The sequence below is a fragment of the Mesorhizobium subarcticum genome (assembly GCF_055456085.1).
This window is the reverse complement of the sequence record NZ_CM144237.1, coordinates 117,204-133,063: the sequence shown is the minus strand read 5'-3', so window position 1 is coordinate 133,063 and position 15,860 is coordinate 117,204. Positions and strand designations below refer to the sequence as shown.

Below are 15,860 nucleotides of genomic sequence, written 5' to 3'. Positions count from 1 at the left end.
TTAGTGTAGATGCTTGAGCTTGTCGGGGTTACGCACGACATAGATGGCCGCGATCTTGCCGTCGTGTATGTCAAGTGCGGTGGTCTGGAGTTCGCCATCGGCTTCAAGGGTGACGAAGCCCGGCAATCCGTTGATGAAACCGACGCGGACAAGTTTCGAGGCATGCGTGCGCAACCAGGCCGCAACCTGCTCGTAATGAGTCATGACGGCATCGAAGCCCAAGACCGGCTGCGCGGCTGCCGGACGCTTGCCGCCGCCATCGGCATGGGCGATGACATCGGCGCTCAACATGGCGCCAAGCGCCTTCATGTCGCCGCTGCGCGAGGCCGTGAAAAAGGCCTCGGCAAGCGCGAGCCCGTGTTGCCTCTCCACCGCAAAGCGGGGCCGCGCCTCGCGGACATGGCCGCGCGCCCGGGCCGCCAGTTGACGGCAGGCGGCCGGGTCGCGATCGACCGCGGCCGCGACCTCGTCAAACCCGAGCCCGAACACATCGTGCAGCAGGAAGGCGGCGCGTTCGAGCGGTGACAGTCGCTCCAGTGCCAGCATAAGCGGCAAGGTGACGTCTTCCACCTCGTCTTCTTCGACGACGGGATCGGGAAGCCAGGGGCCGACATAGGTCTCGCGTTTATGCCGCGCGGATTTGAGCTGGTCGAGGCACAGCCGCGTCACTGTACGGCGCAGGAATGCCTCGGGTTCGCGGACCATGCCGCGATCGGCCTTCATCCAGCGGATGAAGGCCTCTTGCACGACGTCCTCGGCGTCCGACACCGAGCCTAGCATGCGATAGGCAACGCGCATGAGCTTCGGGCGCAACGGGGCGAAACCCGCTGCCGCATCGTCGGCCTCGGGACTCGTCATCAGGCTGCCGCCGCCCTGGCGGCCTTGATGGCAGCCGGGTCGGCATAGAGGCCGAAACCGACTGAGATGCGGTTCCAGGCGTTGATGATGTTGATCGTCAAGGTGAGCTTGATCTGCTCCTCCTCCGTGAAATGCGCCTTCAACTCTTCATAGGCGCCTGCGCGGCCTGTGTCTTCCGAGATCCGGGTCAAGGCCTCGGTCCAGGCCAGTGCCGCGCGTTCGCGGTCGCTGTAGCAGGGTGCTTCGCGCCAGGCCGGCAGCAGGTAGATGCGCTGCTCGGTCTCACCGTTCTCGCGCGCTTCGGTCGCGTGGAGATTGATGCAGTTGGCGCAGCCATTGATCTGCGAGGCACGCAGCTTCACCAGTTCGGTGAGGCTATGCTCGAGGCTGGCGGCGGCGGAGAGCTCGATCGAGGAGCGCTGCCAGTTCTTCATCAGCGAAGGGGCAGCGGCGAAGAGATCGATTTTTGCGGTCATGGTTGGCTTCCTTCTGTTGGTGCCGACGCCATGACGAGCGAGGATTCTCCTGTGTGACATCCAGGCCAGTTTTTTTGATGTCACCGATCTCTTCTGGCCCGGCCGATCCCGACAGGTCGAGCAGCGAGTGGCCGCCTTCCTCGATCAATCTGTTGCCCTGGCCACCGACGACGCTGAGCGGCGAGAAGCGCAGCTTGCCGATCTGCGCGATGGCCGCGGCGTCGCGTTCGCGCAGGCTGAGATTGCTCACGAAATTGTCTCCGTCGCACGTGCGGGTAGCGCCGCCGCGAGGCGGTTTGCCCACTCCTCGATACCGGACCGGCTCGCGAGCAGATCCTGCCGGATCTCGACGAGGACGGCGGGGATGCCGCGATCGTCGCCGTGGATAGGCACGGCGTAATCGGCGTCGCGGCTGATCACATAAGGCACGTTGGCCGCCACGTTGAGCGCCGCGTCGGTGCGCAGGCCCGCAAGGATCGCTTCGGCGAGGCCGGCCGCACCCGCATGCAGCACGCCCGCATGCCACGGTCTGGTCAGTGCCGACATCATCACCACCGTCAGCGCCGACAAGCAGTATGCCACCATCCTGACCGACAACATGGTCGGTTCCGGCGTCCACATCAACGCCGTCGGCGGCGACTGACCGGGCAAGACCAAACTGGACCGCGACATCCTGCTGCGCTTCGACATCTTCGTCGAATACCCGCCGCAGACCCGCATAGAAGGCGAGATCCAGCAGCTTGCGCCGGATCATGAGGTGACCGAGTTGTGGCAAGTCATGTCAGGCGCCACCAAAGGTCGGTGCGATGCCGGTCAGATCACGCTGTTCGATTCGGTGGGCTTCGCCATCGAGGATTTTTCGGCGCTGCGTTATGTCAGGGAACAGCTGAAGTCGACCGGCCTCTACCAGGAACTCGACATGCTGGCCGATCCCGACGAGCCGCGCGACCTGTTTGGCATGCTGCTTCGAGCAGACTCTTCGAAAAAAGCGTTCGCCTGATTTTTGGTGGGCAGACCCCGGAGGCCCCTCGGTCTATCGGACATCGTGGCGGAAATCCGCCCGGCCAGCCAGCACGCAAGATGCGATTGCCGAACGCCGGCCGATGTTCAGCTTTGCGAAGATCCGCCTGATGTGTTCGCGTACGGTGTAGCCGCTGATGCCGAGTTGCCGCGCGATCTCCTTGTCCAGTTTTCCGTCGCTGATCAGCAGGGCGATCTGGAGCTCGCGCCGTGTCAATATGTCGGCGGCCGACAGTGGAAGATCGCTGGTCGCGGGCGGCACGTAGACCGCATCATAGATCAGATAGTGTGTGCCGGCGCACACGATGCGTCCCACCGGTCGGCGCTCATCGGCATGACCAACCGCGCAATCGTCATCGTCCACGTGACGGATGGCGACCAGTGAATGGCCGTTCACGACAAATCTGGAAGTATCCGTTTCCGGATCACATTCCTTCCGTGACGCAGAGATCTCGTCGGCAAAATCAGAAAGTCTCTGCAAGTTCTCGGCACGTGCAATCATGGCCGAACGCCCTAGTTGGCAGGAAACTCATTACAATCACAAGCCCCGGCGCCCCAACAAAACTGCCGCGCCACCGAACCCCGGCGCGACCAGTATGAATGCTGCATTGATGGCGCGAACTATAACACTTCCCAGAATATTAGCATTCGCAAAATCATCATCCGTTCATCTTTTTCGCCACTCAGCGCCTGAACCCGGCGCGGATTGAGCGCAAGAGATCAGGGGTCAGCCTGACGCCTCGGTTGAACAGTCCGGCAGGCGCCAGCGGCACGCCGGGCCGACACCCCCAGGCGCCACTCGAATGCGGCCTCGGGCCAGCGGTGTGAACCGCGACGACCACGGGCGCGCCGGCTTGCTGGCGATGGATCCAGACAGGAGCGCCGCTATGTCCCGGACACGTATCGACGCTGTAGAAAAGTTGCCGTTCCGTGATCCGGTCCAGGCGTTCCGAATGCTCCCATTGCGTGCCATCCGGCTTGTCGGCCGGATAGCCCGAAATGTGCAGCAGCCGTGAGCTGCGAAGCCTTTCGAGATCTTGGCGGTTCGGCGACCACAGCTGGAAGAATCCCGGCGAAGGCGAGAACGGCCGCTCGAGCTCGATCAGTCCGACATCGTGCAAACCCGACGGACGGCGCCGGTATGGCGGATTGACGTGCCATTGCTTGGCCCACTGCCAGCCGAAAGGCCGTGCATCGCGTGACGCGCGGCCTGGCGTGACACGGATGCGCACCGCGAGATTGGGCAGGCCGAGGCGCTGCCGGATCGGACTGGTGATGCAATGTGCCGCCGTCAACAGCCGCGTCGGCGAAATCAGGAAGGCAGTACAGCCGGTCATCCTGCCGTCGCCGAAATCGCGTTCGATATGGCAGACCGCACTGTGCGGAAAGCGGTTGGTATGCGTGACCCTGGCGCGGCCGTCAGTCGGCCCGACCACCGCATAGTCCGCTTCGTCGGCCAGCCGGTCGAGTTCGAAGGGCGTGGGCGAAAACAGCGTCATGTCTCTTGCTCGTGTTCGGCCTCCGGTGACGCGACGTCGGCTGGCACGGGCCCAGGGTGCACTGGATTGTCGATCCCTTCTTCACGCGCGGGTTCTGGCAGTGCCTCGGCCTCATTCGTATGCGGACTTGCCGTCTGGCCGAGCATGCCGCGCAGGCGCTCCATCAGCAGATGAGCCTCTTCGCCGCGGCCTTCGAGATAGGCCGAGGCACGGTCCACGAACTCCTCGTCGGAGCCGAACGGTGCCTCAACTGGACGCGGCGGTGCCGAGCGCAGCGCCTTGACCTCCTGAAGAACGATGGCATCGAGGTCGGCCCATACCGACCTTGCGCGAGGTGCGACTTGCCCGTGCATAGGGATCTCCCTTGGTTTAGTTGTTGCGCATCAGACCCATTTCATCGAATGTCGTGCTGTTGGGGTCGTAAAGCAGCGGCCGCTCCCGGTCCTGCAGCCAGCCCTCGTAGTTCCTTGCACGCCTTGGATGCATGGCCTGACGAGTGAGACGAGCAGCCTGGACCAGGATCTGGCCCGGCTGCAGATTGCGGATCGCGGAGTTGACCCTTGGATCGGCGCGGCTCGGCTGCCGGTAATGCTCGGTCAGTCTCTGCGCGATCGAATTGTTGCCCTTGGTCATGCCGATGCTGAGCGGGCGGTTGCGGTCGATGCCGGCGCGGGTGATGCGATAGACCTGCGGGCCCGGCGCCAGGAAAGGCCGCAATGTCGCATCGACACTCCCGCCCTGCCTTGCAGCGGCGCGTGCCGCGTCGATCGCTGCCAGCGAGACCGGCGCCGTCCAGCCGCGCCAGCCCGGCAATTGCGAGCCCCTGGCTCGTGCCGAGGTCTGGCCGCGCGCCGGTCGCGGGGCTCGCCGTGCCGCGGTCTCGTCGAAGGAGGCGGCGTCAGCGCAACCACCGCAGCCACAGCTTGGAAAATGCCGGCGCCTGACCTCGACGGCGCGAAAGCCCTGCTGCCGCCGCCGGCAGCGTGTGCAGCCGCAAGGCGAGCGGTGACCGACGGCCTGCGCGGCCTCGTTGACCAGCGCGTCGAGTTGCTCGTCGAGATATGACATGCCGATCCTCCTCGTACCTTGTTTCTCCGCTCAGGCCGGATCTACCCGGATCCGGCCACCATGCTTGGGTCCGACGCCGTGGCCCGCCGGCGCAGCCGTGCCACCGTCCGTTCCCTTTGCTCGACCGTCGGCAGGGGAAACGACGGCTGTGCCGGCCGCGGCGGTCGAATGTCCAGATAGCGCGCGATGTTGGCGTCCGGGTTGAGCTCCAGTTGCAGAACCGAGGCCGGCGCCGAAAGCAGCGAGACGACGCCCGGCCCATGCCCAGCGACCGTGCTGTCGCTATGCACGATCACGCCCACCGACACATGTCCTCCCAGCCGTGACCGGCCATAGCGGTTGTCCGCATCCATGATGCCGACAATGTCGCCGAAGCGCAGCGATCCGAGCTTGTAGCGCCGCACCATGCCGGGATCGGACATCTGGATATCGTAGTCGCCGCGCAGCACGTTGTTGCGGCCAAGGCCCGAGCCCATGACACGCGCGGGAATGCGGTGCGTCACCTTGACGTGGATCCTGCCGTTGCGCTCGACCGGCCGCCAGCGCGCCAACAGCCTTGGCGAGCAGTTCCAGATGGCGACGTCGGGATAGTCGGTCAGGCGCAGGCCAAGTCCGTAGGCCCAGACCTGGATGCGATCGCCGATTGCCATCTGCTGCATCGCCGGCAGCGGAAAGTCGATCAGCACGGTGTCGACACCGCCATGCTTGCCAGTCACCACGCCGCGCGCACCGACCGCGCGTCCTGACGTGACGATCGCGTGATTGCCGACACAGGAATAGCTTTGCAGCGCCTGGTTGGCGGCGTCGGGGCTGCCGCCGGCGGCACGCGCTTCGTTGCGGATCGACACCGCCGGTTCGACATGGTCGCCGGCCAACCCGACACAGGGATCGCCGACGCGATGGTTGAGCACGATGCCGCCGGTGCCCGGCAGCGAACGCGGCCTGCCGTCGTAGCCGATGCGCCAAGGCGTGCCTTTCTCGGTCGGCGAGGCGACTTGTCCGGCGACGCTGATCATCACCAGATCGCGCGCATTGGTGCGCAGGCCGTGCACCGGGTGGATGCGGGGCGGTTTCATGCCGCCACCTCCGCCGGCGCCAGTTCGTACCAGAGGGCGCAGGCATTGCGCCATGGATCGTCGGCTGTCGCGTCATCATGGTCGGCCGGATCTTCCAGCGCCCAGTCGGTTTCGGTCCAGCCATCGGGCAGCGCCAGGATGACCGGGGCGACCACTTGCACGATCGCGGCATTGCGGCCGCTCGCCGCGATCGGCGCCGCGGCCGGCCAGAGTGCCGGCCCGGACCATCCCGGGATTGCTCCAGGGTGGCGTTTGGTGGGAAATGCCAGCCGCTCTAGATAGTCGCAGAGCGGCGGCCTGGCGCCGCCATTGCCGGCGATGGTGAGAATATAGGTGTTGTCGGGCTGTAGCGCGGCAGAGAGCGCGATCACGTCGCGCGCGCACTCGTCGAGCGGAGCAGCGGTGCCGGCCACATCGCCAAAATGCGTTTCGAGCGCCGCACAGCAACCCTCAAAGCGTGGCAACAGCGTCGTTTCCTCGCGCTCGGGCAATGCGCTTTCATATTGGGCGTCACCGATCCAATGCACCCGCGATGACAGGCGGCCATTCTGCCAGGCCCGCCGCCATGGTTCGAGTTCCAGCGTCAGCTCCTTGAGGATGGCATCGCGCGTGCCAGGATCGAGCCAACTGCCTCCCATCTGATCGGGCCGACGACGGTAGTATTCATCGTTGTCGAGCAAGGTATAGAAGCCGCGCGGCAGCCATACGCGCGCCGACTGGGAAAGCATCACCGTCACCAGCAACCCCATCGGCGACAGTGCCAGGGGGACGTCGATGACGATGTTCGGCGGCTTGGCCGCGAAACGCCCGGGAAGAGCAAGATGGTGGTCCATCGCTGACACCCTTCAGTCTCGGCGAACAGTTCAGGCGGCTATGCGCGACGCGGTGTTGCGGTTCATCCCGTACGACCAGTGCACGCGATCGCCGTCGAGGCCAGGGAAGCGGCGTCCTTCGCGTGTCAGCCGGTAGGCGGCAAGCCATGCATCGGCCTGCGAGCCCATCTTCTTGGCGTCGGCGTCGAACTCCGCCGGCGTGACCGTCGTGCGGAAATCGTTCTCGGCGATGTATTGCAGTGTCCGCCGGCCGGCATCGGCCATCTTGGCGCGTTGCGACATCTCGGCCGCACCGCCCAGATGGCGATTGGCGACGGCTTCGATGACGTCCCATTTGGTGTTGGCGTCGAAGGATTTCTTGATGTCGGGTGCATCAAACAGCTCGAAGATCTGCTGCAGATACTGTCCGGTTTCACGGGTCAGCGCCAGGATGTTGCCATAGCTCGAACGGTCGAGGTGATAGCGCAGGTCGGTGCCGACGCGCTGCACGGTGGCAAGTGCGGCGAAGGGCCGGTCGTTGATGGTGGAGCTGCCGCGAATGACCTGGCCAATGGTCAGATCCTGGAAGTATTGCGACATCGCATTCATGAAGGCGACCAGTTGGAAGTGGAAGCTGCGGTTGACGATGGCGCCCGCCGGCACCGGCGCGCGGCCGTAATTGAAGACGCGGCGATAGGCGATCAGCCGGTCGCGCCGCTTGTAGCGGATCGGCCGCCACTTCTCGAGGATGTAGAGCCCGCGCGCGCCGGGGCCGCGCTGGATGCGGATCTGGCCGTTCTGGAACAGCCGGCGCAACACATCGACCACCTGGAACAGCTTCATGCGGTCCATCTGGTAGATGTAATAGAGTTCGGCCGACGCCTGCAGTTGCGGCGGGATGATCGATTCGTCGAAATCGTTGCGCAGCAACGGCATCTGCAGCGAATCGAACGGCTTGATCGGTCCGTCGCCGAAGCCGACCAGATCCGCGAAGCTGGTTGTTGTCTTGCTGGACGAGCGGTCGAGCAACTCTCCGTAGCGACCCTCGAATTCGCTCTCGAAAGCAGCGCGGTCCGCCGGCGACAATCCCGACAACTCGTCCCTGAAGAAGCGCTGGAACAGCCGCTGGATGACCTGGTTGGATTCACTAGCCATAATCAGACCTCATCTTGCTCGAATTGGCGGCTCATAGTTTCTCAGGCACCTGGGTTTTCAGGCACTTGGGTTCTCAGTCACTAGGATTCTCAGGCACTTGGTGGCTGCTGTTCGCCTGACGTCGCGTCCTGGCTGGCGGCAATCGCGTTCATCACGGCCGGCGCGAGGTCGAAGAAACGCACCAGTTCGCTCTCGGTCACAACCGCGGGAAGGCCGCTGTTGAAATTGTTGGCGTCGTTAAGGCGCCTGACGAACTCGTGGCGCCGGTTTTCCTGCGGCTTGCCCTTCTGGAATGTCACGATCTCCTGCAGCGACATGAATTTCGCCTGGTTGAACCAGCGCCCGGCAATTGTCCGGCCGACGATGTCGCCAGTCGTATCGACCGCGGCGGCATAGAGCGCCGTGACATTGTCCTTGTCGCGCAGGCCAAGCGACTGCACGGTCTCATCCAACCTGTTGATCGCCTTGCCGATTTCGCCAAGCTTCTTGTCGATCGCGTCGCCATTGGGCTGGTTTTGCAACCCCGTCGCGATGGCCTCGACCGCCACGGTCAACCTGTCGAAGGTTTTCGACTGTTCGTCGTCGGGGAAGCCCCTGATCGCCTTGGCAACCTCGCGGATCGCCGTCTTGGTCCCGTCGCCGCTGGTGACGACCTTGTCGGCCAACAGATCAATCGACTGTGGCGTCTCGGCCGCCACTTCGAAACGGGCCTTGACCCCGGCGTGAAATTTGTTGGCCGGATGATAGGGGAACGGAATTTTCGCAGCCATTGTCGTGCTCCTCTCCTGCCTGCTCAGGCCGACCAGTAGTCGGGACGATTCTGCCCCATGCTTGCCATCGAACTGGCTATTGGCGACGGCATCTGGACCGGGCTCGGCAGATTGGTACCCTGGCCGAACGTATCCTGGAGGATCTGGCGCACCATCCAGCGGATCAGCGACTGGTTGTTGCGGAAGTTGAAAACATTGAAGTCGCATTGCGAGGTCAGCGAACGCACGAGGCGTTCCGTCTGGTCTTCCGCCTGGAAGGCGGTGCGCAGCTCGCGCACCATCAGCGCCCTCAGGCTCGCATCCCAGGCCGCCGGACCACCGAAGGGGTCGATCAAATCACCGGTGATGTCGCCGAGCTTGTTCTTCAGCTTGTCGCTGAATTCGCACAGCAGCACACCAGGGTTCTTCATCTGGTCGGTCAGGTCCAGCACTCTGTTGACCACCAGGCCGACGGCCGTGGCCCGTCTCTCCTGTTCGCCAAGGCCATCCGGATCTGTGCCCACCGCATAAAGATCAATCGCCCGGTCGAGCAGGAACAGCACGTAGTCCAGCAGCACCTGGCAGCTGATGTCGTCGTCATCGCAGCCGCAGCCGGCGAAGCAGTCGACCTGCTCGAGCAGGAAGCCGCGCGCGATGGTGAGGTTCATCAGGCGGATGGCGCCCTGGTCGGGGCCGCCCGCGCCATAGAGCCCGTAGACGATGATTGGCGGGCGCGCGACATAGAGCAGCCGCGAGCTGCCTTTCGAAACGAAGGCATCGACGAAAAGCTGCAGGCTGGAGACGAAGGCCACCAGCGGCGGCGATTCCGGCGGTCCGGACGTGATCGGCACGTCGATCGGCACCGGAATGCTCTGGCCGAACTGGATCAGCCGCTGGAAGCGGTGAACGAGCATTGCCGACGCGGTCGACAGTTCACGCAGACCTTCCACGCTTGCCCCGGTCGACAGGTCGACCAGGTCGTCCATCGCCTGCGACAGCGCGTTCTCTTCCAGAAGCGCGCGCAGGTCCGCCTGGCCGCCGGCCTCCAGCTGTTGCACCAGATTGCGGTAAGCTTCGATACCGCGCGGCCAGTCCTCCTGGCCAAGCGCGCTTTCGACCGAGCCAGTCAGGCTGCGCAGCGCCATGATGACGGCGTTGCGGCGCGCCTGCAGCTCTCCGGCCGCCGAGCGCACGATCGACGTGCTGCGGGTAATGCCGCTGGATGCCAGTCCTTCGCCGATGGCCACAAGAATGAGCCCGGCCAGCACATCGCAACTCTGGGCAAGCCGCCGGAACAGGATGGCGCTGCCATCCGTGAGCGTACCGACATAGCGCGCCAGCCGCGAATACTCGCCGAGCTGACGGCGCGCCGACATGGCGCGGTCGTGATTGACGGAATTGAGTGCCAGTCGGGCAGCCGCCAGTCCATCGTTGGCGATCTGCCGGATCGACCGGCCCCAGCCGATCAACTCGATGCGGATGTCCTTCAATGGCGAGGAGGTTGAAAGCGTCTGCAGGTCGCGTTCGAGATCGTCCTGCGCCTGCGCCATTTCCACGGAGGACGGGCCGGTGTTGCGGGCTGGCGGCACATAGTCGGGCACGCTCGAATAGGGCAGGCCAGCCTGTTCGCGGCGGTCCCGGTCCGCTTCCTCGGGATAGAAGTTGAGCAGGGCGTTGGCGATCTGGTCGGGATCGCGCGGGTCACTGACGCGCAATGTCTTGCGCAGCAGATTGTCCACGGCAACCGTGGCGGGCGACCGAAATTTCGAGACCGGGCTGGCGGCGGTTGTAAATAGGTCGACCATGACATCTCACCTCATGCAACGAGTGCGGCTGGGGACGGTTGCGCAGTGGGCCGTCGGTTTGCCTGACGCTGGGCCAGGTTTCGGATGACGAGCTTGGCAATGGCATCCGGTTCGGCGCCGGCCTCCAGCGCGAAACGGCTGGCCGACACAAGAAAACGTGGCGGCAGGTCAGGCACTCGCCCCGCCGCGATCAGGATTCCGCCACGGCGGATGCGGGCCTCGTCGGCGCGCGTGAAAGGAATGGCGTCGGCCAGCGCGTGCTGACCAAGACCGCGCCGTGGCTGGTAGGCGATCTCGTCTACCAGTGCCGGGATGACACGTGGCACTGAAGCAAGCAGGACCGGAGGCAGTCTGTGGCCGCGGGCCGGGTTGTAGAGGCCGCGCCAGACGCGCTCGGCGCGGGCCGCCTCGTCGGCAAAGCCCATGCGGCGCAGCATCTCGGTCAGGATCAGAACCCTGATCCAGCCGGTTGGATGCGCACCGCCGGGGCGATAGGTGAGGGCGCGCGCACCAGGATGGGCAAGAAACTCCATCATGCCCCAGACCGACGCGGTACCGCCAAGCAGCAATGCCGCGAGATCGGCGAAGATCTCCTTGTGCCAGCGGCGCATGATCGTCACCACGAGCGGATCGAAACGCATCGAGGCCAGTCGGTTGGCAACCGCTTGCGCGTTCTCTTGCCAGAGTCCCATGTCGGCCTGCAAATTGTGCGCGACCTCGTGCAGGAAGACCGATTGCCAGGGATTGTCGCGATCCCAGGGAATGCGGATCACCGGGAATGGATTGCTGTCACCGAGCAGGCGGGCGAGTGCCACGCCGCGGCGTTGGGTGGCCGGCGAATAGCCATGCTCCATATAGGTCAGCGGCTTCAAGAGCGGGCCACGGAAGACGCCCGGCAAGGCCCCACGGACAACCGTGTAGCAGTCGAGCGCGATCGCGTCATGAGCGGCGAGCGCCGGAGCGAAGCCAGAACCACGCTGCGACATCACCTCGAAGAACATGCCGAAGGTGCGACGCAGACGGTCTATGCTACGGTCGAGCATCGCCATCTGGGTGAGCGCGGCCTGGGCCGTTGCGGGCGGCCAGGCGCGCTCGATCTCGGCGATCTGCCGGTCGATCGTGTTGCCGATGGTCGCCAGCCGCCTGTTGGCGGCATGGAAGTGAGCCCGCGACGGCGCATAGGGCAGGTCTTCGGGACGAAGCCCGATGCGCCGCGGCGTCAAGCGGTTCAGGCGCTGTGCACGAGCCTTCAAAGCCCGCAGTTTGGTGTCCAGGAACCGCCTGGTCGAAGAACCCGTGCGCATCGCCACGATCCTTCCGTTGCAAGTCGGGCTTCAGTTCGGCCGAATGGTGATGCTGACCGGACCGCGGATCGTGATCCGCCGGCGACGGCCATGGCGCTGGCCATATCCGCCTGGCCAACCACCGGCAGCCCGCCCGGCGCCCAAGGCTCGCCCCGCGATACGTGCAAGATTTTGTCCTGGAGCCATGCCGGCACGAACCGCCGCCGCGGTGCGGCGCACGATCTGGCGCCCTCTCTGCAGGGGGCGCGTCAATTGCCGGCGCAGACCTTGCCCGCGTGCCGCGACACGGCGCGCGGTGCGCGCCAGAACCAGCGGCCGAACCGACGCCGGCGTGCGGCGCGTGACGGCCGTACGGCGAACGCTGTTGGCGATGCGGGGCAGCGCACGGATTGCGGTTGGTCCGCCACGGTTGACAAGCTGGGCAGCAGCACGGCGCACGGTGCGAATTGCCTGTGTGCGTGCCGCCGCAGGCATGCGCGCCGCCACCGGGCCAAGCACTCGTCTCGTTGCAAGCGCGGCGACCAGCGGGATGGCGGCACGATTGCGCACCGCCAGCTCGGCGAATGCGTCGAGCGCCTCGTCTTCGGACGCTTCATCCGCCATCAGCTGGCCGACGACATTGGCGACACCACCAATGGCGGTGCCGACGCCAGGAATGAGGCTGGCGACGGGTGCCACCGCGCGAGCAATGCGGCCGATCGTGGGAGCGGCGCGTCGGACGGTGCGCACGACGCCGCGAATGCCACGGGCGATACGGCGGAAGAACTCGTCGCTGTCTTCTGCCGCAAGCGCGTAGCTCATCGCCTGGTCCCAGGCATCGTCGTCGGACTCATCGCCTTCGTCGAAGCCGTCGCCCTCATCGAACTCATCACCGGCATCGAATTCGTCGCCGGCGTCCATCTCGTCGAAGCCGGAGGCCTCGAACTCGTCGCCTTCGTCGAACTCGTCGCCTTCGTCGGCCTCATCGGCGCCGTCGAAGCCATCGCCTTCGTCCATTTCGTCGAATTCGTCGTAGCTGTCGGCAGGGCCTTCCGCTTCATCAAAGGCAAGGTCGTCGAACATCGATTCGTCATACCCGTCCATCTCGAGATCTCCTCTTGAGCGATCGGCCCCTCAGGGGAGCGGGACCAAAGCGATTAACGCCGGTCGGGATAGTCGCCCCTGAGACAATGGCTCTCAAGTCGGCAGTAACGGGTAGCTCAAAGGTGGTCGCCAATATCGGCGACTATTCAGTCGAATAATTTTGTGCGCAATCATAATTATACTGTAAATATTATTTTATCTTTATTTTCACCGATTTTGATGCATGAGAGATGATTGTCGCACCTTGGCGGCTAAATCTGGCGCGCAAACTGCATGATTTCAGCCGTCGGTCTTGGATAACGGGCTGACGATCTATGCGAAGGCGGCGTGCTGTAGCGATGCAGGCGGCTTCCGCTTTCCACGTATTTGCTCGAATGAATCGCGATCATCATCCGCTTCCGCCTGCGAATGGAAAAATTGTTCGTCGCGGCCGCGACGAAGGGCCGATCGTTTCTTCCCCGGCAACCCGAAGTCGATGAGACTTGCCAGCACTGATGGCAGCTACGGTCGCGGAAAAGTGCCTGCATGTTCAATCGGCTGGGTTTTCCGGAGGAGTTCCAAGCAACTTCCGGAACGCGCTGGGAAAGGAGCCTGATATGCCCAGAATAGTGCCTGTGCTCGATCTGAGCCGTCTTGAACAAGGCGCATCGGAACGTCGGACATTTCTGGCGGATTTGCGTTCCGCTTCGCGCGATATCGGCTTTTTCTATCTGGCCGGACATGGCATCCCCTGGGCCGAGATCAGCGAGGTGCTCACTGCGTCGCGCCGCTTCTTTGCCCTGGCGGAGGCTGACAAGCTCTCGATCGAGATGGTCAAGTCCTCGCAGTTCCGCGGCTACACGCGCGCCGGCGGCGAATTGACCAAGGGCAAGGAAGACTGGCGCGAGCAGCTCGACATCGGCGTCGAGCGCCAGCCCATACCGCAGGGGCCGGGCGTGCCCGCGTGGACGCGGCTACAGGGCCCGAACCAGTGGCCAGCGGCGCTGCCGGATCTCAAGCCGTCGCTGCTTGCCTGGCAGGGCAAGGTGACGGCCGTGGCGATCCGGCTGCTGAAGGCTTTCGCGCTATCGCTCGATCAGCCCGAGGACGCGTTCGACCCGATCTACAGCAGCGAACCCAACCATCGCATGAAGATTGTGCGCTACCCCGGCCGTGACGCGACCGGCGGCAACCAGGGTGTCGGCGCGCACAAGGATGGCGGTTTCCTGACGTTGTTGCTGCAGGATGACAACAAGGGGTTGCAGGTCGATTATGATGGAAGCTGGGTGGATGTGGACCCTATTCCCGGCACGCTTGTCGTCAACATTGGCGAATTGCTTGAACTGGCCTCGAACGGCTATTTGCGCGCCACCGTGCACCGCGTCGTGACGCCGCCCGCCGGCGTCGAGCGCATTTCAGTGCCGTTCTTCTTCAGCGCCAGGCTCGATGCGACCATACCGCTGCTTGGCCTGTCCGAGGAATTGGCGGCGCAGGCGCGTGGCCCGGCCAGCGATCCGGACAATCCGCTGTTTCGCGATGTCGGAACCAACGTGCTGAAAAGCCGGTTGCGCTCTCATCCCGACGTGGCAAAGCGCCACTATGCGGATCTGCTCGAGCCGGAAGCCCCGGCGCGCTGAGGTCGGCGTGGCAAGAAAGAACAGGATTTTTGCAATGCCGGCCGATTTTGGAAAATCATTCGTCGCAACTGGCCTAAAATCGGCTCACAACAGAATGATCGTTTGGCGGTTTCCTCCCATTCCACTGAACGGTGTTCCCCTCTGAAGGTTTTGACCTTCTTTTTGGCCGGGCCGTTTTCGCGCCCGGCCATTTTTCTGTGCCGCCGTGCATTGTCGGTGCCGCGCCGATCCGGCAAATTCCCGGTCATTCGCTCCGGTCGGCGATCGCGATCAATGTAAAACAGGAGAGGTCTGATGACATCCAATGTCGCCATCATCGCAGGCGTGGGGTCCGGATTGAGCGCCTCGCTCGCGCGTCTTCTTGCGAAAAACGGGTTCCAGGTCGTTCTGGCGGCCCGCAACGTCGAAAAGCTTGAAGACCTGAAGGCCGAGACCGGGGCGCAGGCCGTGGCGACGGATGTCTCCGATGCCGCGTCGGTGGAGCACCTGTTCGAGGTCGCCGACAAGGCCGGCACGCTCTCGCTGGTGGTTTTCAACGCCACCGGACGTGCTCGTGGGCCGATAGCCGAGCTCGATCCCGAGGCGGTCCGGCAGGCTTTGCTGGTCGGCGCCTATGGCGGGTTCCTGGTCGGACAGCAGGCGGCCCGGCGGCTGGTGGCTCTGGGCTCGGGTTCGATCCTCTTCACCGGGGCAACGGCAAGCGTCAAAGGGTTCGCCGGCTCAGCCGGTTTTGCGATGCCGAAATTCGGCTTGCGCGGGCTGGCGCAGTCCATGGCCCGCGAACTGGCGCCGAAGAACGTCCACGTCGCGCATTTCATCATCGATGGCGGCATTGCATCGGCCGCGTCCGCAGGGGATTCCGATACGCCGGATCGCCGGCTGTCGCCGGATGCGATCGCCGAGGCCTATCTTTCCATCCATCGCCAGCACCGCAGCGCCTGGACCTGGGAAATGGAGTTGAGGCCTTGGGTGGAGACGTTCTGACGGGGGTGCGCTGGGTGCGACTTTGTGGGCCTTATGGGCAAGATCGAGGGAGTCGACATTGCGTGAGGATATCACTATATACCGGCGACTTCGGCCCACGTGCTTGAAAACCGCCTGTTGAAGCAACCGTGAATATGTTACGCATTGCGCCCATCTTTTGTGACGAAAATCGGCTCGGAAACCGGAAATAAGCAAACAGAAACAGTGGCGCGAAGCTGGGTTGATCCAGCCAACGGTACCGACCCGCCAGAATCAGAAATGTTCGTGAATCCTCGATTTCCTTCAGCTTTGTGGACCTTGGACGGCATCGGCTTGCCGGGTGACCGCGACTCGGCTCGAATGGGAACATGCATCC

Annotated in this window: 17 protein-coding genes and 1 pseudogene; 3 read left to right on the top strand and 15 right to left on the bottom strand. The window is 64.1% G+C overall.

Annotated features, from left to right (window positions below; genetic code table 11):
• Genes ACZYHG_RS00595 through ACZYHG_RS00580 form a run of 4 tightly spaced genes read right to left on the bottom strand, consistent with a single transcriptional unit; the run spans nt 1 to nt 1,775 of the window.
• Entirely contained in the window at nt 1-858 is an 858-nt protein-coding gene (locus ACZYHG_RS00595; protein ID WP_464612078.1) for a sigma-70 family RNA polymerase sigma factor, read from the bottom strand.
• Nucleotides 858-1,334 carry a carboxymuconolactone decarboxylase family protein gene (locus ACZYHG_RS00590; protein WP_464612077.1) on the bottom strand — a complete coding sequence of 159 codons (477 nt, stop codon included), beginning with the start codon at nt 1,332-1,334 and terminating at the stop codon, nt 858-860. Before ACZYHG_RS00590 ends, ACZYHG_RS00595 begins: the two co-directional genes overlap by 1 nt.
• Nucleotides 1,234-1,584, bottom strand: coding sequence for a hypothetical protein (locus tag ACZYHG_RS00585; protein ID WP_464612076.1), 351 nt, complete (start codon nt 1,582-1,584; stop codon nt 1,234-1,236). The genes ACZYHG_RS00590 and ACZYHG_RS00585 overlap by 101 nt, the downstream gene beginning before the upstream one ends.
• The gene (locus tag ACZYHG_RS00580; protein WP_464612075.1) at nt 1,581-1,775 is read right to left on the bottom strand and encodes a hypothetical protein; all 195 of its coding nucleotides are present in this window, start codon (nt 1,773-1,775) and stop codon (nt 1,581-1,583) included. Before ACZYHG_RS00580 ends, ACZYHG_RS00585 begins: the two co-directional genes overlap by 4 nt.
• A gap of 94 nt (nt 1,776-1,869) precedes the next feature.
• Here ACZYHG_RS00580 and ACZYHG_RS00575 point away from each other — a divergent pair.
• Nucleotides 1,870-2,334, top strand: a pseudogene (locus ACZYHG_RS00575) (Rossmann-fold NAD(P)-binding domain-containing protein); the annotation flags it as partial.
• Nucleotides 2,335-2,367: 33 nt separating this feature from the next.
• Here ACZYHG_RS00575 and ACZYHG_RS00570 read toward each other — a convergent pair.
• The 11 genes from ACZYHG_RS00570 to ACZYHG_RS00520 form a co-directional block, all read right to left on the bottom strand.
• Nucleotides 2,368-2,751: a LuxR C-terminal-related transcriptional regulator gene (locus ACZYHG_RS00570; RefSeq protein WP_464612074.1), complete on the bottom strand. Its 384-nt coding sequence runs from the start codon at nt 2,749-2,751 to the stop codon at nt 2,368-2,370.
• Nucleotides 2,752-3,037: 286 nt separating this feature from the next.
• The gene (locus ACZYHG_RS00565) at nt 3,038-3,853 is read right to left on the bottom strand and encodes a trypsin-like serine peptidase (protein WP_464612073.1); all 816 of its coding nucleotides are present in this window, start codon (nt 3,851-3,853) and stop codon (nt 3,038-3,040) included.
• A complete protein-coding gene (locus ACZYHG_RS00560) occupies nt 3,850-4,206 on the bottom strand; it encodes a hypothetical protein (protein WP_464612072.1) in 357 nt (118 codons plus the stop codon). The genes ACZYHG_RS00565 and ACZYHG_RS00560 overlap by 4 nt, the downstream gene beginning before the upstream one ends.
• Before the next feature lie 16 nt (nt 4,207-4,222).
• The gene (locus ACZYHG_RS00555) at nt 4,223-4,921 is read right to left on the bottom strand and encodes a hypothetical protein (protein ID WP_464612071.1); all 699 of its coding nucleotides are present in this window, start codon (nt 4,919-4,921) and stop codon (nt 4,223-4,225) included.
• A 41-nt stretch (nt 4,922-4,962) separates the two neighbouring features.
• A complete protein-coding gene (locus ACZYHG_RS00550) occupies nt 4,963-5,997 on the bottom strand; it encodes a DUF4438 domain-containing protein (RefSeq protein WP_464612070.1) in 1,035 nt (344 codons plus the stop codon).
• Nucleotides 5,994-6,830: a hypothetical protein gene (locus tag ACZYHG_RS00545; protein WP_464612069.1), complete on the bottom strand. Its 837-nt coding sequence runs from the start codon at nt 6,828-6,830 to the stop codon at nt 5,994-5,996. The genes ACZYHG_RS00550 and ACZYHG_RS00545 overlap by 4 nt, the downstream gene beginning before the upstream one ends.
• A 30-nt stretch (nt 6,831-6,860) precedes the next feature.
• On the bottom strand, nt 6,861-7,964 hold the full coding sequence (locus tag ACZYHG_RS00540; RefSeq protein WP_464612068.1) for a hypothetical protein: 1,104 nt from the start codon (nt 7,962-7,964) through the stop codon (nt 6,861-6,863).
• 89 nt (nt 7,965-8,053) lie between these two features.
• The gene (locus ACZYHG_RS00535; RefSeq protein WP_464612067.1) at nt 8,054-8,734 is read right to left on the bottom strand and encodes a hypothetical protein; all 681 of its coding nucleotides are present in this window, start codon (nt 8,732-8,734) and stop codon (nt 8,054-8,056) included.
• Nucleotides 8,735-8,757: 23 nt separating this feature from the next.
• Nucleotides 8,758-10,518: a hypothetical protein gene (locus ACZYHG_RS00530; protein WP_464612066.1), complete on the bottom strand. Its 1,761-nt coding sequence runs from the start codon at nt 10,516-10,518 to the stop codon at nt 8,758-8,760.
• Between the two features lie 11 nt (nt 10,519-10,529).
• A complete protein-coding gene (locus tag ACZYHG_RS00525; protein WP_464612065.1) occupies nt 10,530-11,822 on the bottom strand; it encodes a hypothetical protein in 1,293 nt (430 codons plus the stop codon).
• Between the two features lie 30 nt (nt 11,823-11,852).
• Entirely contained in the window at nt 11,853-12,905 is a 1,053-nt protein-coding gene (locus ACZYHG_RS00520) for a hypothetical protein (protein ID WP_464612064.1), read from the bottom strand.
• Between the two features lie 596 nt (nt 12,906-13,501).
• Between ACZYHG_RS00520 and ACZYHG_RS00515 the strand changes: the two genes are divergently transcribed.
• Nucleotides 13,502-14,521: an isopenicillin N synthase family dioxygenase gene (locus tag ACZYHG_RS00515; protein ID WP_464612063.1), complete on the top strand. Its 1,020-nt coding sequence runs from the start codon at nt 13,502-13,504 to the stop codon at nt 14,519-14,521.
• A 294-nt stretch (nt 14,522-14,815) separates the two neighbouring features.
• Complete coding sequence (locus tag ACZYHG_RS00510) at nt 14,816-15,505, top strand: SDR family NAD(P)-dependent oxidoreductase (RefSeq protein WP_464612062.1); 690 nt, start codon at nt 14,816-14,818, stop codon at nt 15,503-15,505.
• The last annotated feature ends 355 nt before the right edge of the window (nt 15,506-15,860 follow it).